The organism is Arcanobacterium hippocoleae (assembly GCF_031456295.1).
Taxonomy (GTDB): Bacteria; Actinomycetota; Actinomycetes; order Actinomycetales; family Actinomycetaceae; genus Arcanobacterium_A; species Arcanobacterium_A hippocoleae.
The window spans coordinates 290,377-313,592 of sequence record NZ_JAVDUJ010000001.1 but is presented as its reverse complement, the minus strand read 5'-3'; the positions used below and the strand labels follow the sequence as shown (position 1 = coordinate 313,592).

The window sequence follows — 23,216 nt, the reverse complement described above, 5'->3', positions numbered from 1 at the left end:
TCGTCCTCAGATTTTGCTATCGAAACGAATTCAAGTTTACGCCACCGATGCAGAATGAATACCAATTGCTGTGAATGCTTTATCAAGAACTTCCTGACTTGGATTCGTGATGATTTCGGGCTGACCGATATGACGTAAAATCACAAAGCGCAACTCTCCTTGCCGTACTTTTTTATCTGCATACATGAAGTAAGACAATTCATCCCGTTTTCCTTGCGGATATGCTACAGGCAACCCGAGCGCCAGAAAAGCGTCATGATGCAATTTTGTAAATCCCGGTGGCGCAATTTGTGCAGCCTCAGCTAAGGCACTGGCAAATACGCAACCAATTGCCACAGCTTCTCCATGACGTTTCTGATAATCTTCAGCACGTTCGATCGCATGGCCAAATGTGTGCCCGTAATTCAAAAACTCGCGCATTCCGCTCTCACGAAAATCACTTGAGACGATCTCGGCTTTCACTTTTATTGCACGGAAAATGCTTTCGGTAAGTCCAGGATTTTGCCAATTCAAAATATTCCGACCGTGCTGTGCGACTAACTGCAAAATTTCCTTATCAGCAATGAAACCGCATTTGATTACTTCCCCCATACCAGCGCGAATTTCATCAATTGGCAGAGTCGCGAGAGTATCCAAATCGCAGTATACGCCGACGGGCGCATGGAATGATCCTGCAAGATTTTTTCCTGCACCAGTATTGATTCCAGTTTTTCCGCCAATCGCCGCGTCAACCATGCCCAGCAGTGTAGTTGGTACATGAATTACATCTATCCCGCGCAGCCATGTAGCAGCAACAAATCCCCCAAGATCCGTTGTTGCGCCCCCGCCCACAGTAATAATTAAGCCATCGCGGCCAAGATGATGTTTGCCAGCTGCTTCCCAGGCTGCAGCGAGCACCTGCACATCTTTCGCAGCTTCACCGCACGGCAGCATGAAAATTTCTACTTGCACTCCGCAGATCTTTAATTTTCGCTGCAAAGATTGCGCCAGCTGCGCTAATTGCGGAGCGCAAATTATTAGTGCAGCCGGATAGCGCTGCGCCTGTGAAAGGATGGCAGATTGCAGATGCCTCCCGATTATTACTCGATATTCCTTTTCACCAGCTACTTTCACGATATTATGGGCAGAATCGATCGTTGCCATTGCATCCTCCACTACCGAATAAACTGGTTCTTCATTAGAAATTAATACTTCAGATGCAAGCGAGCGATATATCGGCAAACGAGTTTTCCTGATTTGCCCGAGTCGAGCCTCAACATCGTCAGCCAATATTGGACGAATATTTGGTGAATTGCGCAAGCGTGTAGCTAAAACATGATCTTCAGCTTCAATCAAGATCACTCTTTGCGTGCGCAATAACTCCTGCGTCCGGGGATGCGTAATTGCCCCTCCTCCAAGTGAAAGAATCCCTGAAAAATCTTGCAATGCCGCAGCAATCACATCAGCTTCAATTTCACGGAAGACGGCTTCTCCGTCATGCGCGAAAATTTCTTCGATGCTCTTGCCAGTACGTTCTTCAATCAACCAATCAGTATCTGCAAAATCTAAGCCCATCCGCTTTGCAACGCGCCTACCGACGGCAGATTTCCCAACACCGGGCATTCCGATGAAAATTGCCTTTGGAGCCGTCATTTATCTACGCTCCTGCGGAATCGAATTGATGAAAGAATGAAGATTTTCTTTCGCTTGGCGCATACTATCTCCACCGATCTGAGAATTCAGTGCGCGTGCAAGCACGAGTGCAAGCATTGATTCGCCAATTACTGCCCCTGGTATCACCGCTGTCGTATCGGAACGTTGGTGCAATGCTGTGGCTGCCTGCCCAGTTTCTGTATCGATAGTCGAAAGAGCATGTGGAACGGTCGAAATTGGTTTATAGGCTAAACGCACTACCACTGGCTCGCCATTACTCATTCCTCCTTCAATTCCGCCTGCACGATTCGTTTTACGGAAGAGCGTATCTGAGTTTTCTGCGCTTGCCGGAAAAATCTCATCATGAGCCGCGCTCCCCCTGCGCCCTGCGCTGCGGAAACCATCGCCAATCTCCACACCTTTTACTGCCTGGATCGACATCATCGCAGCAGCAATCTGTGCATCAAGGCGTTCTGCAGCAATTGTATAAGTACCTAATGCCTGTGGCACATTGAAGGCAACTATTTCAACTACTCCACCCAAAGTATCGCCAGCCTTTTTTGCTGCATCAATTTCAGCAATAAATCTATTTTCGAGATCAAGATCAAGGGTTCGGACGGGAGAAGCATCGAGATCAGAAAAATTATCAGGCGTGAAATTTCCGCGGAGCGATTCGGGGCCTGAAACAGAACCAACTTGCAGCACTTGGGAACCAATTTCGATGTGTGCTACTTGTCGTAAATACTCTTTTGCAATTGCGCCAAGTGCCACACGTGCTGCAGTTTCTCTTGCTGATGCACGCTCAAGCACATTCCGTGCATCTGTAAATCCATATTTATTCATTCCCACCAGATCAGCGTGCCCTGGGCGCGGCTTAGTTAGCTTTCGATTCCGCGCAATTTCGCGGGTATCACCAACGCCTGCATCAATCTGTAATGCTGCCGGGTCTACAGGATCAGCGCTCATCACCGTTTTCCATTTTGGCCATTCAGAATTGTGGATCAATACAGAGATAGGTGAACCCAGAGTTTTCCCGTGCCGGATGCCGGAAATCAACTCAATCCGATCTGCTTCAAATTTCTGTCTGCTCCCGCGCCCGTAACCAAGCCTCCGACGTTCAAGCTCACGAGAAATTTTCGTGCTCTCAATTTCAACTCCTGCTGGCATTCCTTCAATCAATGCCAGCAATGCTGAACCATGTGATTCTCCTGCTGTACTCCACTTAATCATGATTTGATTGTGCCACGTTCAGCTTATATTTGCGCAATTTGCCCAAATACCACTAATCCGGCAGAGATTACGATCGGCAGTCCCATTGGCGCCCGCTTTCTCCGGTACAGCTGGTTAAGCTGATCCTGAAAACTGTTTTCGTTCCTGCTTGTGGGCAAGTTTTCGCTGATTGCCTGAGCAGATAAGATTTTTGGATCAGTGAAGAAATTTTTCCCACGGATAAATCCGAATATCAGTAGCATGATGCATCCAGAAAGCATCACTGCGATAAATGCCGACGATACGCTGTGCAGCGCGCATAAATAACTGGTTGCTGCATAGACACGATAATCACCTTGACCAAGCGCGCCAATACCGGTTTTGGCAGGCGTTGCAGATTTCGCGATCACCTGGAGCATCGAAAGTATCAGGAGCATGGTCATAAGGGCAATGATGATCTTTCTTGGATGTAATTGTGCAAAACAGCATAAGCTGAGACTTCCAAAAATTACGGTAAAAATCGCAAAATCACTGAGCGGACGGAATAAATATCCAGTGAATGCATCAAAAATTCCATTGATTAATAGTGGCGCAAAAGTAAGAATTGCAAGCGTGAGAAACTGACTTTGGTTCATGATTTGAGCATAAAACAGCACAAATATTTTGCGTCAATGATGTTTTTAGCCTGTGCAAAATGAATCCAAAAGAGCATCTTGTGGATAATCTCGTGAGAAGCAGTGCACACTTCAGCTAGCTAGCTAAACCTATTCAATACGAGTACAGAATTTATTTTCCCAAGTCAGTTCTTCCACCGAAAAGCATCACGCTCAGCAAGTGCCTTTCGTAAAGCACTACGCATTGCTGATACATCAGGCATTTTTCCGGTAAAAAGTCGTGCCTGGTCAATTGCCTGATGCAACAACATCAACCACCCTGGAGCCACCGTACCGTGCGCACTCTCCCATGCTGACATCAGCTCCGTCGGCGATGGATCATAAATGACGTCCAATAGCACTTTGCCAGCAAGCGGCGCTGTGCCAGAGGCATTTTCAGCAGAATCAGCGAAGCTAAGTTTTTTCAGCTGCCTGGCAATTGGATCAGCAATATGCGCCGGCAGAGTGGAAATAACTAAATCGCTTTCGGCAATTCGCTGTGCGCATTGGATACTTTCAAGCGGAAGATATTGAAGATCTAAATGCAGACGATGCGCGGCTGCAAATACAGTATTGGGGCCGCCTGCACGCCGTGCACAAACGGTAATATCTGCGACACCTAATTCAACCATCGCAGCAAGCGCTGACGATGCAGTGGCACCAGAACCAAGGATCACGCCTCTTTGGAATCTGACCGTTTCGGTACTTTCACGAATCGCATTTACGATCCCCGCCACGTCTGTATTGAATGCGACACATAAACGCGAATTTGCCCCAGTAGGCTGGAATACGATTGTGTTTGCAGACCCAACCGCTTTCGCAAGTCCGTCAACAATATCGGCTGCTTTTACCGCCTCGTATTTCAACGGCATTGTCACCGCAATTCCTGCCCAAGAATCATCACATTCTTGTAAAAATGAAGCAAGTCCAGCTGCGGGTAATTCAATTTTTGTAAAATTTACAGCATTCCAACCGGCAGTATGCAGCTGTGGTGAAAGCGAGTGCGCAATCGGATTTCCAACCACTGCAGCTCGTGTACGCACCGAGCTATTCATCGAATACTCCCCCAATTATCTGCGATTTTTATCGTACCAGGCACGGAACTCAGCTACATATTTCTCATGTTCTTTCAACGTATTCGTAAACTTTGTCTCGCCCGTATCAAGATTTACGGTGACGAAATAGAGCCAGTCGCCGCTTGCCGGATTCATCGCGCCTTCGATCGCCTGCCGTGAAGGGTTAGAAATTGGACCGGGTGGAAGCCCCTTGTGTTTATAGGTGTTGTAGGGGTTCTCATCGGCTAAATCTTCAGCAGTTGGAACAGATTCAGTCTTCTGCAAACCGTACATCACGGTTGAATCCATTTGTAGTAAGCCATTTGTTTCTGAGTTATCAGTGAGACGGTTTTCGATCACTCGTGCCACTTTCGCATATTCTTGTGGATAGCTCACTTCACGCTGCGCAATTGAGGCAATCGTCAAAGTACGTAACCATTTATCGCGTGGCAGCCCAAGATTTTCAAGTTCTTTGATCCGATGGCTGACCATTAATTTCAAAACTTCGGTAGCATTCGTATCCGGTTTCAGCTCATAGGTCAATGGCGCGATCCAGCCTTCAATATCGCCATTTGCCTCTGCTGGCAAACCGATTGCGGCAGCGTTTTCCGCAGCTTTCGCAACTGCTTCTGGAGAAACTTTCAGCACGTTTGCAATACGCTGGAAAACTTGTGTTTTGCGAAATCCTTCAGGGATCGTCACGCGAATCTCTGCCCTGTTTGCGGGATCTAAAAGAGCAGAAACAGCACTTGCACCAGACATCTTTTGCTGAAGCTTAAATGTGCCGGATTGAATTGAATTAGCTCGTGGATTTTCAGTAAAAGCTTTGGTGAAAGCCTGCTTTGAAGCAACTATGCCCTCTTTTGCCAAAATCGTACCAATTTCTGTGCCTGTAGCATCCTTCGGAATTTCAATAACTACTTCGTTGCCATTGCCATTTCCTTGGTAATCTTCATATTTTGGGCTGTGCAGCAGTGCCGAGATCCGTGGCCAAACAATCACCAGTGACATCACGATCAGCATAATTGAAAACAATGAAATCACCCATGCCGCATATTGGCGTGCACGCGTTTTTCGGCTCTTTTGACGCCGCGAGTGATTCTGAGGGAATCCTGCATTCGTTTCAAAAATTTCAACCAAAGCAGCTAATCCTTTACGCTTCGAGCAAATAAACATATTTGCAGATAAATGTATATAACAGTTTTATAACACAGACGAAAGAGAAAGGCTTAGTTTTCTAACTGTGAGTTTGCTTCAATGACGGCATTACCAGTAGTACCAACAAAGTCGGAAAAATTTTTTTATTCCAGCGCTATCCCGGGGATCTGCCCCGAATTACGTTCCCTTTCAAGCGCACCTTCGAGAATTATGATCGCTGCTTGTTGGTCAACCACAGCGCGATGAGCCACCATTTTTTTGCCAGCTTGAGTTAACTGCTGATGCGCGGTAACGGTAGTCAGACGTTCATCGATCATCCGAATCTCAGGCCCAAAGCCGTAGTATTTATTAGTAATCATCCGCTTCAGGCGGTTTGCCCAGCGGCGTGCACCTTTTGCAGCTTTCCCCTCTGAGCCATCCATATTTAACGGCAAGCCGACATAAATTTCGAGTACATGAAATAACTCAAGTAAATTTAATACGCCTGCAAAATCGTCTACTTCACGTGTAAAAGTATTCACTGGCAACGCCATGATGCCATCTGTATCGCTCCGCGCTACTCCCACACGTGCAAGACCAACATCCACAGATATCCGCACGCCAGCACGGATTTTTCGATTGCCTCGATTTTCTGGATTTACCGCAAGAGAGGCATCTTGATTATTTTGCTGATCGGAATCGTCTCCGCCCTGATTCTGTGAGATCAAAAATAGCTCCATCCAAATAGCATTTGGCGCTTACATTGCAAAAGCCAAATGCTGTAAGCGCCAAAATGTATTTAGTTCTTTAGTGTGCCTTCGACAGCAGCCATCGCTGCTGCAATCTGTGCCGGATCTTGCCCGCCGCCTTGCGCCATATCATCACGGCCACCGCCGCCTCCGCCAAGGGTTTTAGCAGCTACAGATACCAATCTACCGGCTTTTACTCCGAGCTCACGAGCAGCTGGTGTAGTTGCAATTACTACGAGCGGGCGCCCTTTCGCAATCCCAAAGACGGATACTGTACCGGCAATATCTCCAAGCCGAGTGCGAATTTCTGATGCAGCATTACGCAATTCATCTACTGCAGCCACTTCACCGAAGTTATGCTGAACGAATTTCACTCCCCGCAGTTCACTCGCATTTTCAAGCAAGGTATCGAATGATGCCGCAATTTTCGCTTGCCGAAGTTTTGCGATCTCTTTCTCAGCAGCTTTCAGTTTCCCGAGTAATGCGTCAATATGTTCTGGTAACTCCTCGCTGCGCACATGAGTCAGTGCACCAATCTGCGCCAGAATTGCACGTTCTTTAGCACCTGCCGCATACGCTCCAGCTCCCACTAAAGCTTCAATCCGCCGTACGCCTGAACCAATTGAAGATTCGCCCAGAAGTGTTACTAAGCCCAGTTCACCCGCATCTCGCACATGTGTGCCAGCGCAAAGTTCACGGCTCCAGGTATCACCGATCGAAACCATTCGCACCTCTTTGCCATATTTCTCGCCAAAGAGTGCCATCGCACCGGCTGCCTTCGCATCATCAATGCTCATAATTTGATCTGTGACTGGCAGATTCTCTTGGAGTCTGTCATTTACACGAGCTTCAATTGAAGTGAGTACATCAAGTGGAATTTGCTGACCATGCCGGAAATCGAAACGCAACCGTGATGGGGAATTTTCTGAACCAGCCTGCGTCGCCTGCTCACCAAGATGCTCATGTAAAGCCTTGTGAATCATATGAGTAGCAGTGTGAGCTCGGGCAATCTGACCACGCCGAACTGTATCAATTTGTGCAAAGACGACATCATCAAGAGCTACAGCACCCTCAGTGAGTGTACCTCGATGTACAAATAATCCCTTCACTGGCATTTGTACATCTGCCACATCGATAATACCGCCGCCAGCTACGGAAATCGTTCCATGATCTGCAAGTTGTCCGCCTTGTTCTGCCCAGAAAGGCGTAGCATCAAGTACTACATCAACTTCAGCTGGTGCTTGCGCTGCTGGTACCGACTGCCCGGCAAGCAAAATCCCAAGTACTTTTGCTTCAGCTGCAGTTTCGGTATAGCCCAAGAAATGTGTTTTGCCGCCGGATTTTTCTTGCAACTCATGGTAAATCGTGGCGTCCACATGCCCTGTTTTCTTTGCTTGCGCATCTGCTCGTGCGCGATCCTTTTGCTCCTGCATGAGCCGCCGGAATTCGCCTTCGTCTACGGAAATCCCCTGTTCGTGAGCCATTTCAAGAGTAATATCAATCGGGAATCCATATGTATCATGCAGGGTGAAAGCATCTGCACCTGGCAATACTTTTGCCCCAAGTTTTGCCTTCGCAACAGCTAAATCAAAAATCTGGGTACCCGCTGATAAAGTGCGTAAGAAAGCATCTTCTTCTTGATATGCAATCTCAGAAATACGCTCGAAATCCTGTGCTACTTCCGGATATGTTTCCTTCATTGCATTCATCGAAGCCGGCAGTAAAAGTGGGAGTGTAGTTTCTTCTACGCCAAGGAGCCGCATTGAGCGTACTGAACGGCGAATTAGACGGCGTAACACGTAGCCGCGTCCGTCATTTCCTGGTCGTACTCCGTCACCAATCAGCATCAAAGAGGAACGTACATGGTCGGCAATCAGCCGCATCAATACATCATCAGCTTCTTTTACCCCATATTTTTTCCCGGAAAGCTCTTCCGCTGCAGCAATCACTGGATAGACCTGATCCGTCTCATACATATTTGCTTTATCCTGCAACAAGAAAGCAATCCGTTCAAGACCAGCACCCGTATCAATTGCGGTTTGATCTAGCCGCCCGAGGATCGGGAAGTCTTTCCCCTCCCCTTCACCGCGGAGGAATTCATCAAACACCAGATTCCAAATCTCCAAGTAGCGATCGCCACCTGGATCTACCGTACCGCCAACTGCTTCCGGACCGTACTCTGGCCCACGATCATAATGGATTTCAGCACAAGGCCCTGCTGGCCCGGGCTGACCAGTGGACCAGAAAATCTCTTCTCGCTTGAGTTTTACGATATGCTTCGGATCAAGCCCGACTTTCTTCGTCAGCTCATCGTAAGCTACCTGGTCTTCATCCCAAATCGTCACCCAAAGCCGATCGCCATCGAGCTCAAAGCCACCATCTGCACGCTTTGCCGTAAGCAATCCGAAAGCCAAATCGATTGCGCCTTCTTTGAAATAATCGCCGAATGAGAAATTACCGCACATTTGGAAAAATGTTCCATGACGGGTTGTGCGACCCACATTGTCAATATCATTCGTGCGGATACATTTTTGCACTGAAGCTGCGCGCGGGAACGGTGCCGGCTCAGTACCGACGATATACGGAATAAAGGGAACCATTCCAGCAATCGTGAAGAGGATCGACGGATCTGGCGAAACCAGCGGCACACTGGGCACGATTTCATGATCATGCTTGCGGAAATATTCGAGCCAACGATTTCGGATTTCAGCACTACGCATTTGGGTTCCTTTGAGATTTTGGGATGATTATTTTTTAATTCAGAGTCTATCTATTTTAACTGTTCTGGATCGACAAAAGTAAATGCCACCTCGATGAATGGCGTTCAATGCTGTGGATCAGGTGGAAGAAAATTTTGAAATGAAAATCTTAGCTAGAATCAACAGCCGTTTTATTGGCAGTGATTTCAAGTTTCTCTCGATCCGAAACTTAATCAGCTTCTGGCCGATCATTTTTCGCGGTAAATACACCTTTTAACTTCTCGGCTCCCTTTCGCGCAGCAAGAAATGGCGCACCAACGGTTGAAGTTACCAGCGTCGTCATTGCAGAAATATCTTCCGATGTACGTGCAGCAGCTTCAGTAATTGCATCAAGCTTTTGTACTTGCCGATTCGCCTCACCCACAGTTTTTGCAGCTTCATCAATTGCTGGAAGAGTATGTTCGGTGAGTTCACGCAGGCTTTCAGCCATCCGTTCGAGTACACCGGATAAACGCTGCAGTGGTTTGATCGAAAAATATACAAGTACAAGAAACGCAAGTGCCGCAATCAGCCCGGCAATCTGCCCAAGTGTAATTTCTGCCATGTATCAAAGCCTATCTCAATGCCAGGGATAATTAGTTTGTAAATAAGAGTGATTTTCACACTATTAGCAAATAGCACAGCGCGCCACATCTGTTGACGCGGCGCGCTGTATTTTCCAAAAAATTAACGAGAGTAGTGTTCGACCACCATCTGCACATCACAGGTGACTGGCACTTCTGCGCGCTTTGGACGGCGAACAAGCTCAAAACGCAACTTTGGCAAATCTACCTTCATATATTCTGGCACTGCTGGAAGCACATCTGCATGCTGACCTTGTGCTGCAACCAGGAACTGTGAAGATGTTTGTGAACGTGGCTTCACCTGCACAACTTGACCAGGCTTTACTCGGAATGACGGACGATCAACGATCTGACCGTCAACTACAATGTGACGGTGCACAACTACCTGACGTGCCTGTGCGATAGTGCGAGCGAAACCTGCACGGAGCACAAGCGCATCAAGACGCATTTCGAGCAATTCGACCAAGTTTTCACCAGCAAGACCATCTTGCCGACGAGCTTCGTCCCATACCTTGCGCAGCTGTGCTTCACGGATCCCGTATTGTGCGCGCAAACGCTGCTTTTCCTTCAAACGTACCGAATAATCGGATTCCTTCACGCGACCGCGACCATGCTCACCTGGACGGTAAGGACGGCGAGCCATGTATTTTTCAGCCTTTGGGGTAAGAGCAATTCCAAGTGCGCGTGATTGACGCACAGACTTACGTGAACGGTTAAGAGCCATTATTTTTTCTCCTGTCGTCTAATGGCACAGTTTTCACTGTGGGATCAACCTTTTGGCTAAGATCCCAGGTTTGCGCAAACCAATTGATTTGCTGATCTGGCTACCCAGCAAAGCGAAATCTGATCAATTCAATATCGATACCGCAAGCGAGCAACCCCGAAATTCTAGCATTATTCTTTTCCTAATGCCTGATTGATTTTTGCTAACCGCTCTGTGATTTTCGCTTCATAACCGTGATTCGTTGGGATATAGTAACGTTTTCCAGTCATTCCATCAGGTAAGTATTGCTGTTTCACAATTGATCCAGGTGCATCGTGCGCATACTGATACTCTCGCGCTTCCCCCGTTTGCTGTGCCATAACTCGCGATGCCAAGGCACTTTGATCCCATAGGTGCACCGGTACTTGCCCATAATTTCCACTGCGGATATCAGCAATTGCGGCATTGATCGCCTGATATGCGCGATTCGACTTTGCAGCCGTCGCCAAATGTACTACGGCTTCGGCGAGAATTATCCGCGCTTCGGGCATCCCCACAAGCGCTACTGCTTGGGCTGCTGCAGTTGCCGTCTGTAATGCTGACGGATCAGCGATCCCGATATCTTCAGCTGCCGAAATCATTAAACGCCGTGCAATAAACCGCGGATCTTCGCCAGCTTCAAGCATTCTTGCCAAATAGTGCATGGCTGCATCTACATCTGAACCACGAATTGATTTAATAAATGCTGAAATCACGTTGTAGTGCTGATCTCCAGAACGGTCATAACGGATCGCATAGGTGTCGATAGCTTTTCGCACTACTTCCAAAGTAATCAGCTGCTGTGGTTGAGGATCTAAAATCATTTCTGATTCGGTTTCTGCAGCAGCGGCGAAATGATCCTTTGCAGCATTTTGATCGGCTTTCTGCCCGTTCGGCTCCGATTCACGCAGCGAGCCTGGATCTTGTGCAATTGGCACAGCTTGACTCGCTGCTGCTTCAAGGATTGTTAGCGCACGCCGTCCGTCATTGCCCGCTAAACGTACTATTTCGGCTCGTGCCTCGGATTCGAGTGCAATCTCAGCAGCAAAACCGCGCTCGTCATGAAGAGCACGATCAATGATCACTCCAATATCTTCCCCGGATAAAGGATGCAAAGTAAGCAACAGAGATCTCGAAAGGAGTGGAGAAATAACTGAAAAAGACGGGTTTTCAGTTGTTGCGGCAAGCAAGATTACCCAACGATTTTCAACAGCCGGAAGCAACACATCTTGTTGGGCTTTTGAGAACCGATGTACTTCATCAACAAAGAGAATTGTTTCCTGCCCGGAAATGAGTAAATGATCTTTTGCGGTATCAATTACTGAACGAAGTTCTTTAACGCCCGCTGAAACAGCTGATACTTCTACGAAATTTCGTTGCGAACTGCTTGCGGTGAGATAAGCGAGTGTAGTTTTTCCGATGCCAGGAGGCCCCCAAAGAAAAATTGCCGCAGGCGCACCTTCCCCGCGTGCCTCGATTAATCGCCGCAATGGTTGGCCAGGCCCAAGCAGATGATCTTGCCCAACGACCTCATCGATCGTGCGTGGGCGCATTCGCACCGCAAGTGGGGCATTTACCTGGGTTGAGTTTGGTATACCAGCTTGAAGCTGTGCTGCATCTGAGAACAAATCCACAAAGCGATTCTAGCTGCAAAATCTCGTTAATACTGCTTCTAAGTTTGCTTTCCACAAATGATTTTCGATCTCATACAAATTTTGATCCGCAGCGCACTAGAATATAAGCATGTTTACGTTCCTTGGCAAATCTGTGGCGAAACGCCCTTTAGTGTATGTGATCCTCTGGTGTGTTCTGCTTGTATTGGGCTTTACTGCTGCGCTTTCGGGATTTGGTCAAGGAAATCTATTTCAGCGCATCGAATCTTCGTCTTCACTCGTTCCCGGTTCAGAATCAGATATTGTAGCGAAAAAGACGAGTAGTGAAGAATCTGGTGAAAAAATAACCGCAATCATCCAAGGCGTATCGCTGCAAGAATCAAAAAATGCACTATTGGAGTTGAATCAGCAAATCGCCGAAATTGAAAATGTTGCGCAGGTGCTTGATCCAATCAAAATCGATGAAAAATTTAAAGCAGAGCTGGCAAAAGAAGAAGAAAAAGCACTGCAGGAAACGATTAATAATGCTCAGCCGCAAATAACGGCAGCAATCACGCAAACTCTTGCAGCACAAAAAACACAGCTGCAACTTCTTCCAAGCTCGCTGCGAGAGCAAACTGAAGCTCAGATCAAAGCAAAAGTACGAGCTGAAATCACTGCGCAAATCACGGCTAAAGTAAAAAGTGAGTTTGCGGCAAAAACAGCAGATTTGAAAAATCCAGCAGCTGATTTTATGCCGGAAAATGACGGTAATGCAGCTACCGGATACGCAATGCTGGTAGAACTTGCACCCGGGATCCATCCAGCTGCACATGCTGCAGTTGTGTCCAGTTTTCAGCAATATCAACAAGTATTGCGCGCACACGGAATGAAATATGCAGTAGTAGAGATCGTGTCAAAGACGGTGATCCAAGATGTGATCTTGCAGCAGGTGGCAGCAGACTTGATTCATGGTGAGATAGCCGGGTTGCCGATCGCGCTCCTGTTAATGATCCTGGTTTTTGGCGGAATCCTTGCTGCGGGCTTGCCGCTTGCAGGCGCATTGACGGCAATTGGAATCGCAATGGGTTTGATTTGGTCTATCACCTTTGTCACCAATGTTGATTCTTTTGTCTTAAATATCCTTTCGATTACCGGCCTTGCACTTTCCATTGATTACGGGCTGTTGGTGGTTTCGCGATATCGCGAGATTATCCAGGGAAAATTAGGTCAAATCGCGTTTACACCTGCCGAATTAAAACAACGAAAAACCCAAATTATGCCATTGATCCGTGATGCAGTGAGCGAGACGGTACTCACTGCCGGTCGCACTGTTTCCTTCTCTGCGATCACGATTGCTGTCTCGATTGCTGGCCTATTCTTGATTAAAGCTCCGATGATTCAAATCATTGGTACTGGCGGCGTGTTGGTGACGTTATTTGCAGTACTCACGGCAGTCACCCTGGTGCCTGCGTGTATCGTCCTCCTCGGGATTCGTCTCCTGCAGCCTTCTCCACTTTCTCGTATCCCAGGAATTTCCTTTCTTTTCCGCCATCTCGGCGACGCTTCGGAAAAACGCGGCATTTTTTCTGCATTAGCTGCCTGGGTGCACGCTCGTCCGTGGAGAGTGTTGATTGCAGTGACGGCGATTTTGATGATTTCCGCGATGCCGATCAAAGATTTACGGATGCGTTCCAATTTCGTCGAATATGTACCGCAAGATACCCCGGTAGCTGCTGCAATGGAAGAAATCAAGACCCACTATCCACTATTCCAAACGCCTGATATCACAATTTATGCAGAAACTACTTCGGCGAACACAAGTGATCTGATCGCAGAAATTCAGGAAATGGATCATGTCCAGCGGGTCAGTGAACCAAATAATTTTGATTCAGGCGTAAATATTTCGATTTACACCGATGCAGCAGATGCTGTCGGAAAAGAAGTAACAGATCTGGTGCATCAGATTCGCGCTCTCGATCTGGGATTCCCAGTTTACGTCGGCGGATCAGCAGCAATGCAACTTGATTTCACCCAAGCAATTATCGCGGGAGCACCTGCTGCGGCAATCGTGATTATCTCCGCAGTATTTGTATTGCTCTTCCTACTGACTGGATCGTTGATCGTGCCGCTAAAAGCACTTTTAATAAATACGCTTTCGTTAGTTTCTTCAACTGGGATTGCGCTGTTTATATTTGAAAACGGACTCTTTGGAATGCCAGTGAGCCACGGTTTAGAAACATTTGTGGTAGCTTGCGCAGCTGCCTTTGGCTTCGGCTTAGCAATGGACTATGAAGTATTTTTGATTGCGCGCATCAAAGAATACTGGGATTTGGGGATGAGTAATGACGCAGCCGTTGAGCGCGGTTTACAGCAATCAGGGAGGATCATCACTGCTGCTGCAGCAATTATTATTGCCGTCTTTATTGGCTTCTCGCTTGGAGAATTAATGCCGGTCAAGCAAATTGGCGTAGTTCTTGCAGTGATCGTCTTTGTTGATGCCACGCTCGTCCGAATGCTGCTGGTGCCATCTTTGATGACCCTCATGGGTAAATGGAATTGGTGGGCGCCAAAACCATTGCTAAAATTCTATGAAAAATTCAAACTTGTGCATTAATACCAATACCGTGAGCCAGATCTATGGATGTAGCGAAGTAGAACTAGCTCACGGTACTGAGAATCTTCGCTAACGCCATTTTTGTGCACGCCCAAGAATCACTTTCCCATTTGCTGAGATGCCAAGGCGCTGATATAGGCTGCGGGCACGATGATTCCAATCCCACATGCCAAACCGGATAAAGTCATATCCGTTTTCCAAGTGCCAGTTGATGGCTGCCACCATCACTGCTGTGCCAAAGCCTTTCCCGCGATATTGCGGATCAGCGCCAAGACCCGCAAAATGCACCGAACGTACTCGTGATTTATCCAAATTTCGTGATTCTTCCCGCAATGCTTGCCGCAAGTCCATTCCAATGAGCTGCTGATATTCCTGCGGATCAGGATGTGCATCTGCTTCGACCCCCATTGCTGCGCTGATCGTACCATTTGGCAGACGATGTACAAACCAGTCAAAGTGCTCCATCTGATTCAACGCATGCGATTCTTTGATCGATTTGCGCAGCACTTTTTCAATTTCAGCTAATGCGGCAATAGTTTCCTCAGATCCTGCAGGAAGCCGCGCTACTTGTGTGGTCTGAGAAACTTCCGAAATCGGATTCAAAGCATAGAAAAATTCCCATGCTTCACCCCAGCATGGACCGTAATAGTTTTTTAATTCCAACGGTAATGCTTGAAAAATTCGCTGATCGATCATCGTCAAATCTGGACGCGGATATTTTTCTGCAACTTTTTCCAGTTCAGCCACGCCAGCAGTGCCAATACCAAAAGCATTGAGCACATACTGCGGGACTTTTGCATTTTCTGGATACGAAAGCGCAGTTTGCGTAAGTCTGATCGCCACATCTTCACCAAAGTAACGATAAAGCACGTCGGTGTGTGGTGGTAATGCACGTGCCCCAACTTCGAGCATCCAAAAAGCAGACTTTGCACCTTCCCCAAAGTTAAATTTCATTTTTCCCATCTAGATATTGTCATTACCTGTTACTGTATTGATGTTTTTAAATACCGTGCAAACTGGAAAACACACTCAAAAATGTGGGTGCAAGTATCGCTTGAAAGCGAAACACTTGCACCCATTTATTGATGATTGTGATTTCTGCTCAGTTCACTACATTTTTACATTCTCTGTGCTGTTTTCCGCAGTTGCCGAGCGCTTCTCCTTCGGCTTTGCATCAACACCTGCTTCTTTCCGCTGCTGCGCAGTGATCGGTGCTGGAGCGTCAGTCATTGGATCCCAGCCGTTACCAATCTTCGGGAATGCGATCACATCACGAATCGACGGTGCTTTAGTCAGCAAAGCGACGATCCGATCCCAACCGAATGCAATCCCACCATGCGGTGGTGCACCAAACTTGAAAGCATCGAGTAAGAAACCAAACTTTTCCTGCGCAGTTTCTTGGTCAAGACCCATGACCTGGAAAATTCTTTGCTGCACATCGCGCTGATGGATTCGGATCGAGCCGCCACCAATTTCGTTTCCATTGCAGACGATATCGTATGCATAGGCAAGGGCATTGCCTGGATCTTGATCGAATTTGTCTAACCATTCTGGTTTTGGCGAAGTGAATGCGTGATGCACAGCTGTCCAAGCACCGCCAGCAACTGCTACATCACCTTCAGCTTCAGCGTCCTTTGTTGGCTTAAACAAAGGCGCATCCACAACCCAGACGAAAGCCCAGTCGTCTTCATTGATCAAGCCGCAACGTTTTCCAATTTCAAGACGGGCCGCACCCAGCAAATCACGCGAAGCAGTAGGCTCACCTGCGCCAAAGAAGATGCAGTCTCCTGGTTTTGCGCCAGTAGCTTCGACCAAACCTGCACGTTCACTTTCTGAGATGTTCTTTGCTACCGGACCACCAAGTGTGCCGTCTTCATTTACCGTCACGTAGGCAAGACCTTTCGCACCACGTGCTTTCGCCCACTCTTGCCATTTATCAAAGGTCCGGCGCGGCTGAGAACCACCACCAGGCATCACGACCGCACCCACGTATGGTGCTTGGAATACTCGAAACGGGGTTTCTTTGAAATAATCAGTAAGATCAACAAGCTCATAGCCGAAACGCAGATCAGGCTTATCGGATCCAAAGCGCTCCATTGCTTCCTTGTATGGCATGTGCGGAATCGGGGTTGGGATCTCTACGCCAATCAGCCCCCAAACTTCTTTAATGATATCTTCAGCTACAGCCATGACATCTTCTTGATTTACAAATGACATTTCAATATCAAGCTGTGTAAATTCAGGCTGACGGTCAGCACGGAAATCTTCGTCACGATAGCAGCGTGCAATTTGGTAGTAACGCTCCATCCCAGCTACCATCAACAGCTGTTTGAAGAGCTGCGGCGATTGTGGGAGCGCATACCATGAACCAGGCGCAAGACGTGCCGGTACAATAAAATCACGAGCACCTTCTGGCGTGGAGCGAATCAATGTCGGGGTTTCAATTTCCACAAAATCATGCCCGTCAAGGACCCGGCGCGCAGCTTGCGAAACCTTCGCGCGCAAGCGGATCGCTTTTTGCTCAAATGAACGACGTAAATCAAGATAGCGGTATTTCAAGCGGGTTTCTTCATTCACGCTGCCGCCGTCTTCAGCATGATCTGAAACTTGGAATGGCAATGGTGCGGAAGGATTAAGCACTTCAACTTCACTGGCTGCAACTTCCACATCACCAGTTGGCAGCGCAGCATTTGCATTTCCTTCAGGGCGTTCATTCACTACGCCAGTAACTTTCACGACAAACTCGGAACGTAATTCATGCGCTACTTCTTCACGAATCGTTACCTGCGCAATACCTGAAGCATCGCGCAAATCAATGAAAGCAATTCCACCATGATCACGGCGCCGATCTACCCAGCCTGTAAGGGTAACGGTCTGACCAATATCTTCTTTACGCAGGGATCCTGCCATCCGAGTGCGGAGCACTTGAAACCTCTTTCAGTTGTACTTAAATTCACCCGCGAGACGAGCGGGCTACAGGCAGCCCGAGACGGGGGCTTGCCACGCGCATTATTTTACGCCCCTTGTAAATAAGATAAAAAGCTGCCGTTTGTGGGGAGCCGAAATTCACAGCAGCGCAAATTGCATGCTTTGCAATGAACTTGAGAGCATAGCATTAGTGCAAGGAGATTTGTGCAATAGAACTACCAAATTAAATACAATAAATACAAAGCTGCAGCAAAATCCGCTGCAACATCGAAACACACCACATAACTTCACTAGATTCAAAAATCGTTTTCTTAAAGGGAGCAGGCTTTCATGGCATTTTTCAGCAAGCATCGCAGCCAGGTGGCGAATTCTGAAAATGCAAACGCCACAGCAGAGCCGGTAAACTCTGGGATAAATCGCGATAAATATCCAACTACGGATGTGCCATCGGCACCGCAAGAAACAAAATATGAAGTACAAAAAGCAGTCGCTACAAATCTTTGTTTGTGGTTAAAGATCATCTCTGTATCAGTAATTTCATTAGTCGCATTTGAAGTGATTGCAGTAGCTACTGCAATGCCCTTTGTAGTTGAGGAATTACATGGAGAACACATGTATGCACTTGCTTCCGGGATCGTGCTTGCAACGCAGCTTATCACTACCGTCTTGGCAGGCCCCTGGTGTGATGCACGCGGACCGAAACCAATTTTCTACACTGGGATCACATTCTTTGTACTTGGCTTACTTTTTGCAACCGCTGCAATGAATATTGAGCTTTTAGTGCTCGGCCGTGCGATTCAAGGATTTGGCGGCGGGCTGATCGTGGTGCCGTTATACGTGATGATTGCGAAATTTGTGCCACCGCGCAGCCAACCGGCGTTCTTTGCCGCTTTTGCTGCCGCTTGGATCCTCCCTTCACTGATTGGTCCGATGCTTGCCGGATTACTCGTTGAACATTTAAGCTGGCGTTGGGTTTTCGGGCTTCCGGCAGTACTGGTGATTTTTGCAATACCACTTATCATGCTGAAAATGCGGCAATTCCCGAATACTCATAGCACTGCGAAAATTGCTCACTTACCACGCGTAATTACTTTCGCAACACTCGCTGGCGTGTCAGTTGGGGCACTGCAAATTATCTCTGGTACAAAAGCTGCGGACTTCACCGCACTGACCTTCCTCTCGATTGCAGTGCTTACGATCGTTGTTTTCGCAGCCGTGCGTCCGCTCCTGCCTCCGCATACGTTCAGAGTCACACCGGGGCTTCCAGCTACGGTGTTTTATCGTGGTCTGATAAACGGCTCATATTTAACCGTCGAACTCTTCCTCCCGCTAATGTTGAAAAATCTACACGGATATTCACCGACGGCTGCGGGGATGGTGCTTACGGTTGGCTCAATTACGTGGGCAATTGGTTCATGGATCCAAGGAAGAATTTTTGACCCGCAGCTGCGGGCAAAACTCCCAGTGATTGCATCCACACTTCAGCTGATTGGAACGCTCATTACCTTCCTTGGGATATTTTCTGAAGTAAGCGGGATCGCGGTCTACATCGGCTGGCTGATTGCTTCTTTCGGAATCGGCTTAGTCTACCCTGCCCTTTCAGCGCATGCGCTTGCACTCACACCAGCGGAACGGCATGGGCAAACCTCCTCAGCGATCCAAGTGTCTGATACCTTGGGTGCTGCTGTGCTGATCGCATTTGGCGGAATCATCTTCGCCTTCGCTGAGCCAGCAGGCTTCCTTGCATACCTCTATGCCTTAGGTTTTGCCGGGGTAATTATCGTACTTGGTCTGTGCATCACTGGGCGGATCAAGATGGGAAAGAATGAGAAAGTCAAATAGGTGTGGCATCTCACCGATTTGAATTGCACTTTCGAAGCTTAGAGCGCGTATGTTTGTGAAGGCGTTGCAAAGAATAAGCGCGCCTGCCTTGTGCCGAGTTTCGTGTGTTTAATGTGTGGGTTTTCGGCAAAGTGTAAATTGTTTAGTTTTTTACACTCTAGGCTAACCGAACAAACAGATGGATAAACACCAAAGATGCATAACGAAATTACTTTCTCTGATTTAAATTTGCCAACAGATATTTTGCAGGCAATCAATAATCTTGGCTTTCAGCACCCAACCGATATTCAACGCGAAGCTATTCCGCATCTCATTGCGGGAAATGATGTGGTAGGTGTAGCACAAACTGGTACCGGAAAAACGGCAGCTTTCGGTCTGCCGATGCTTACTCATGTGCTTCCTGCCGAGAAAAACGTACAGGCACTCGTCCTTGCTCCGACACGTGAACTCGCTTTACAAGGTGCAGCTGCAATTCGCACTTTCGCTGCGCAAACTGCAGAATTAAATGTCGTTGCAGTTTATGGTGGAAGCGCCTACGGCCCGCAGCTGAGTGCACTGAAAGACGGCGCACAAGTAGTAGTCGGTACGCCTGGGCGAATCATGGATTTAATGGATCGCGGCGCACTCAAATTGGCACACGTGCGATATTTTGTCCTAGATGAAGCTGACGAAATGTTGCGGATGGGTTTTGCTGAAGATGTCGAAAAAATCGCTGGTGAATTGCCTGATGAACGCGTTTCTGCACTATTTTCTGCGACGATGCCAAAAGCGATCCGAAATATTGCAACTGCGCATTTGCATGATCCGATCGAAATTACAATCACTCCGGCTGCCTCCACCGTCGATACGATCGAGCAAACTTTCGCAGTAGTACCAAATCGGCATAAGATCGGTGCGCTATCGCGGGTACTTGCGACCAGTTCGGCTGATGCTGCCTTGGTTTTTGTGCGCACCCGCGCAACCGCAGAAGAATTATCTCTCGAATTGACGGCTCGCGGGGTACATGCTGCTGCGCTTTCTGGAGATGTTGCACAAACAGAACGTGAGAAACTCGTAAACCGGCTGCGCTCTGGTTTTCTCGATGTGCTTGTTGCGACTGATGTGGCAGCACGCGGTCTGGATGTAGAGCGGATCGGTTTAGTCGTCAATTTCGATGTACCGCGCGAAATAGACACATACGTACATCGTATCGGACGCACAGGTCGAGCTGGCCGGGAGGGGCTTGCACTTACTTTCGTCACTCCCAAAGAGCGTTCTCGATTGCGAAAAATTGAAGCCGTCACAAAATCAAAAATGAGCCAGGTAGAGCTTCCAACGCCAGCTGAAGTCTCAGCTTATCGCGCACAAAAACTGATCCAACAAGCCGAAACAAGGTATCATTCCGGGCGCCTTTGGGTTTATGAGGAAGTACTTTCAAAATATCTTTCACAGGATTCAGCAACAAATGATCCAGAAAAGATCAACTCAGAAGGGGAAAAACTTTCTGAAAAGCAGCTTTTGCTTGCGCTCATGGCACTCGCTGTACGTGATTTCGGTCCGCAGGAGTCAGACAATGAACCTGATATCCTCACCGCTAAATTTGAAGATTCTGCCCGCGACGATGCAAAGCAGAGCAGACGCCGCAAAGAATCTGGAAAAGCGCGCACTTTTGACGGCATTGGCACCATGTACCGAGTCGAAGTTGGCAAACGTGACGGTGTAAAACCAGGCTCGATCGTGGGCGCAATCACCGGCGAGAGCGGATTAAATAGTTCCCAACTGGGCCGGATCGATATTTACCCCTCCTTTTCAATTGTTGAATTTGCCGATGAGCTCGATGAGAAAACGTTACGTAAAATTGCACGAGCAAAAGTGCAAGGACGTGCACTAGCTATTTCCCGCGATCGTGGGCCTGGTGGAACCAAATCGAAACATTTGAACCGTGATCTGCAGCGCCGAACAAAATCTGATCGTGAACATGAATATACTGAAGCCCAAACTCGGAAATATCGTGCCGATAAAAAATTTGGGCAGGAAAAACGTGCCCGTCTCGAATCAATGAGCCGTGACGAACGCCGGAGCGGAAAGCAGCACAAGCGAAAAGGTAAATTCGGCTCGTTTGCAAAGCACAACCGGAATTTGACGCATCGCGGATTTGGGAAGCACAGCTCCTGAGATATGATCAAATAGCTCGCTTGCGCTGAGTAAAATAGAAAAAAACATTGCAGCTCTGTCAGTAATTATTGACTACTGACAGAGCTGCAATGCATCTGCGATTTTTTGATTTCGACAAGATTTAAGTTTCTACTGAATTTTCAGCTTTGCTGGCAACTCGGATTTCAAAAATTCTCCGAGACTAATTGCGGATACAAATCAGCGACTGGAGGCATCCAATCAGCGATATCCACTGTGGATTGTGCTCCAGAGCGGATATCTTTCACCTGCTCTCCATCTTCGGTAGTAAACCAAACGTATGGGATCCCACGTTTATCGGCATATTTGATCTGTTTCCCAAACTTTGCTGAACTTGGTGAAACTTCTGCCGCGATCCCGCGACGGCGTAAAATCATTGCGGTTTTTGCCGCATGTGCACGTGCATTCTCGTCATTCACTGCGATCAGTACCACGGTTGGGACCTTGCGACTTGCACCAATCACTCCCTGCGAAATCACACGTGAAAGCATCCGTGAAACACCAATTGAAAGACCCACTCCGGGGAAAGTACGTTTTCCATCGCTCACTAGCGAATCATAACGACCACCGGAGCATACTGAACCTAAATCTTCATGCCCGTCCATTACCGATTCATAGACTGAACCCGTATAGTAATCGAGTCCACGAGCAATCTGCAGATTTGCGATTAATGATCCCGGAATCAGTTCATTAGCTCCTTCAACTAAGCGCACCAACTCGTCAAGACCAGTTTCTAATAATTCGTTGCGGTAGCCGAGCGCAAGTACCTGATCGGCGACACTTGCGTCATTCGCCCGAATCTGCGCGAGTGAGAGTGCCGCAGTGATTTGTGCATCAGTTGCACCAACATTTGCTGCAAGCATCTGCTGCACTGCACGTGGTCCAACTTTTTCGAGCTTATCGATAATCCGCAGTGTTTCTTCGATATTTTCAATCCCAATTGCTTCGTAGAAGCCTTGTGCTACTTTTCGGTTTGATGCATGTATCGTGATCTTCGGTAATGGTAATTTTCCAAGCGCATCAACCATCACGAGTGGAAGCTCAATCTCATGGTGGAAAGCTAAAGTATCCTGCCCTACTACATCTACGTCTGCCTGATAAAACTCTCGGAATCGACCATCTTGCGGACGTTCGCCGCGCCAAACTTTTTGAATCTGATATCGCCGGAATGGAAAATCCAGATGCCCGGCATGCTCCAGCACATAGCGTGCCAGCGGCACTGTGAGATCAAAATGTAATCCTAGTTCAGGAGCTTTTGATCCGTCGAGATCTTGTAACCGTGAAAGCAGATAGATCTCTTTTGATGTTTCACCCTTTGCAAGCAGTTGCGAAATTGGCTCAACGGCGCGCGTTTCAATTCCAGAAAATCCATGTAACTCGAAAGTTTTCCGCAGCGTATCAAGTACGGCTTGCTCAGCTAGACGACTTTCTGGGAGCCATTCAGGAAATCCAGATAAAGGTGCAATTTTTGCCATTTTATTTACTTTCGTGAGTACTCGATGCGGCACAAATAATGCACCGCATATTTGCGGTTTTCTCTTCAACTCTTAATAACGTTTTCAGTTT

16 protein-coding genes are annotated in these 23,216 nt (G+C 47.7%); 3 read left to right on the top strand and 13 right to left on the bottom strand.

All coding sequences use genetic code 11. The annotated features are described in order from the left end of the window. Positions 1-36: 36 nt before the first annotated feature. From aroB to J2S36_RS01400, 10 genes are all read right to left on the bottom strand, one after another. Complete coding sequence (gene aroB, locus J2S36_RS01445) at positions 37-1,632, bottom strand: 3-dehydroquinate synthase (RefSeq protein WP_309954811.1); 1,596 nt, start codon at positions 1,630-1,632, stop codon at positions 37-39. Next, complete coding sequence (gene aroC, locus J2S36_RS01440; RefSeq protein WP_309954809.1) at positions 1,633-2,862, bottom strand: chorismate synthase; 1,230 nt, start codon at positions 2,860-2,862, stop codon at positions 1,633-1,635. Positions 2,863-2,885: 23 nt separating this feature from the next. Further along, positions 2,886-3,476: a hypothetical protein gene (locus J2S36_RS01435; protein WP_309954807.1), complete on the bottom strand. Its 591-nt coding sequence runs from the start codon at positions 3,474-3,476 to the stop codon at positions 2,886-2,888. Positions 3,477-3,640: 164 nt separating this feature from the next. Next, complete coding sequence (locus tag J2S36_RS01430; RefSeq protein WP_309954805.1) at positions 3,641-4,549, bottom strand: shikimate dehydrogenase; 909 nt, start codon at positions 4,547-4,549, stop codon at positions 3,641-3,643. 15 nt (positions 4,550-4,564) lie between these two features. After that, on the bottom strand, positions 4,565-5,689 hold the full coding sequence (mltG, locus tag J2S36_RS01425; RefSeq protein WP_309954803.1) for an endolytic transglycosylase MltG: 1,125 nt from the start codon (positions 5,687-5,689) through the stop codon (positions 4,565-4,567). Positions 5,690-5,850: 161 nt separating this feature from the next. Next, positions 5,851-6,414: a Holliday junction resolvase RuvX gene (gene ruvX, locus J2S36_RS01420; protein ID WP_309954801.1), complete on the bottom strand. Its 564-nt coding sequence runs from the start codon at positions 6,412-6,414 to the stop codon at positions 5,851-5,853. A gap of 71 nt (positions 6,415-6,485) precedes the next feature. Beyond that, positions 6,486-9,155, bottom strand: a complete 2,670-nt coding sequence (gene alaS, locus J2S36_RS01415; RefSeq protein ID WP_309954799.1) for an alanine--tRNA ligase — start codon at positions 9,153-9,155, stop codon at positions 6,486-6,488. A 208-nt stretch (positions 9,156-9,363) separates the two neighbouring features. Further along, positions 9,364-9,738 (bottom strand): DUF948 domain-containing protein, encoded by a 375-nt coding sequence (locus tag J2S36_RS01410; RefSeq protein WP_309954797.1) that lies wholly within the window; start codon positions 9,736-9,738, stop codon positions 9,364-9,366. 122 nt (positions 9,739-9,860) lie between these two features. Then, entirely contained in the window at positions 9,861-10,481 is a 621-nt protein-coding gene (gene rpsD / locus J2S36_RS01405; RefSeq protein ID WP_309954795.1) for a 30S ribosomal protein S4, read from the bottom strand. Between the two features lie 170 nt (positions 10,482-10,651). After that, entirely contained in the window at positions 10,652-12,133 is a 1,482-nt protein-coding gene (locus J2S36_RS01400; protein WP_374717324.1) for a replication-associated recombination protein A, read from the bottom strand. A 109-nt stretch (positions 12,134-12,242) separates the two neighbouring features. Between J2S36_RS01400 and J2S36_RS01395 the strand changes: the two genes are divergently transcribed. Continuing rightward, on the top strand, positions 12,243-14,708 hold the full coding sequence (locus tag J2S36_RS01395) for an MMPL family transporter (protein ID WP_309954793.1): 2,466 nt from the start codon (positions 12,243-12,245) through the stop codon (positions 14,706-14,708). A 69-nt stretch (positions 14,709-14,777) separates the two neighbouring features. Here J2S36_RS01395 and J2S36_RS01390 read toward each other — a convergent pair whose 3' ends face one another. Beyond that, positions 14,778-15,671: a GNAT family N-acetyltransferase gene (locus J2S36_RS01390; protein ID WP_309954791.1), complete on the bottom strand. Its 894-nt coding sequence runs from the start codon at positions 15,669-15,671 to the stop codon at positions 14,778-14,780. A gap of 147 nt (positions 15,672-15,818) precedes the next feature. Next, on the bottom strand, positions 15,819-17,633 hold the full coding sequence (gene aspS / locus J2S36_RS01385) for an aspartate--tRNA ligase (protein ID WP_309954789.1): 1,815 nt from the start codon (positions 17,631-17,633) through the stop codon (positions 15,819-15,821). A gap of 333 nt (positions 17,634-17,966) precedes the next feature. On the opposite strand from aspS, the gene J2S36_RS01380 reads away from it, so the two are divergent. Continuing rightward, positions 17,967-19,478 (top strand): MFS transporter, encoded by a 1,512-nt coding sequence (locus tag J2S36_RS01380; protein ID WP_309954787.1) that lies wholly within the window; start codon positions 17,967-17,969, stop codon positions 19,476-19,478. A 195-nt stretch (positions 19,479-19,673) separates the two neighbouring features. Continuing rightward, positions 19,674-21,632, top strand: a complete 1,959-nt coding sequence (locus J2S36_RS01375; protein ID WP_309954785.1) for a DEAD/DEAH box helicase — start codon at positions 19,674-19,676, stop codon at positions 21,630-21,632. A 164-nt stretch (positions 21,633-21,796) separates the two neighbouring features. Here J2S36_RS01375 and hisS read toward each other — a convergent pair whose 3' ends face one another. Beyond that, positions 21,797-23,125 carry a histidine--tRNA ligase gene (gene hisS, locus J2S36_RS01370; protein ID WP_309954783.1) on the bottom strand — a complete coding sequence of 443 codons (1,329 nt, stop codon included), beginning with the start codon at positions 23,123-23,125 and terminating at the stop codon, positions 21,797-21,799. Between the last annotated feature and the right edge of the window lie 91 nt (positions 23,126-23,216).

What these genes read in the sequence shown, in the direction of transcription:
- aroB (WP_309954811.1), bottom strand. Translation starts at nt 1,632, where the DNA reads ATGACGGCTCCAAAGGCAATTTTCATCGGAATGCCCGGTGTTGGGAAA.
- aroC (WP_309954809.1), bottom strand. Translation starts at nt 2,862, where the DNA reads ATGATTAAGTGGAGTACAGCAGGAGAATCACATGGTTCAGCATTGCTG.
- J2S36_RS01435 (WP_309954807.1), bottom strand. Translation starts at nt 3,476, where the DNA reads ATGAACCAAAGTCAGTTTCTCACGCTTGCAATTCTTACTTTTGCGCCA.
- J2S36_RS01430 (WP_309954805.1), bottom strand. Translation starts at nt 4,549, where the DNA reads ATGAATAGCTCGGTGCGTACACGAGCTGCAGTGGTTGGAAATCCGATT.
- alaS (WP_309954799.1), bottom strand. Translation starts at nt 9,155, where the DNA reads ATGCGTAGTGCTGAAATCCGAAATCGTTGGCTCGAATATTTCCGCAAG.
- J2S36_RS01410 (WP_309954797.1), bottom strand. Translation starts at nt 9,738, where the DNA reads ATGGCAGAAATTACACTTGGGCAGATTGCCGGGCTGATTGCGGCACTT.
- rpsD (WP_309954795.1), bottom strand. Translation starts at nt 10,481, where the DNA reads ATGGCTCTTAACCGTTCACGTAAGTCTGTGCGTCAATCACGCGCACTT.
- J2S36_RS01395 (WP_309954793.1), top strand. Translation starts at nt 12,243, where the DNA reads ATGTTTACGTTCCTTGGCAAATCTGTGGCGAAACGCCCTTTAGTGTAT.
- J2S36_RS01390 (WP_309954791.1), bottom strand. Translation starts at nt 15,671, where the DNA reads ATGGGAAAAATGAAATTTAACTTTGGGGAAGGTGCAAAGTCTGCTTTT.
- J2S36_RS01380 (WP_309954787.1), top strand. Translation starts at nt 17,967, where the DNA reads ATGGCATTTTTCAGCAAGCATCGCAGCCAGGTGGCGAATTCTGAAAAT.
- J2S36_RS01375 (WP_309954785.1), top strand. Translation starts at nt 19,674, where the DNA reads ATGCATAACGAAATTACTTTCTCTGATTTAAATTTGCCAACAGATATT.
- hisS (WP_309954783.1), bottom strand. Translation starts at nt 23,125, where the DNA reads ATGGCAAAAATTGCACCTTTATCTGGATTTCCTGAATGGCTCCCAGAA.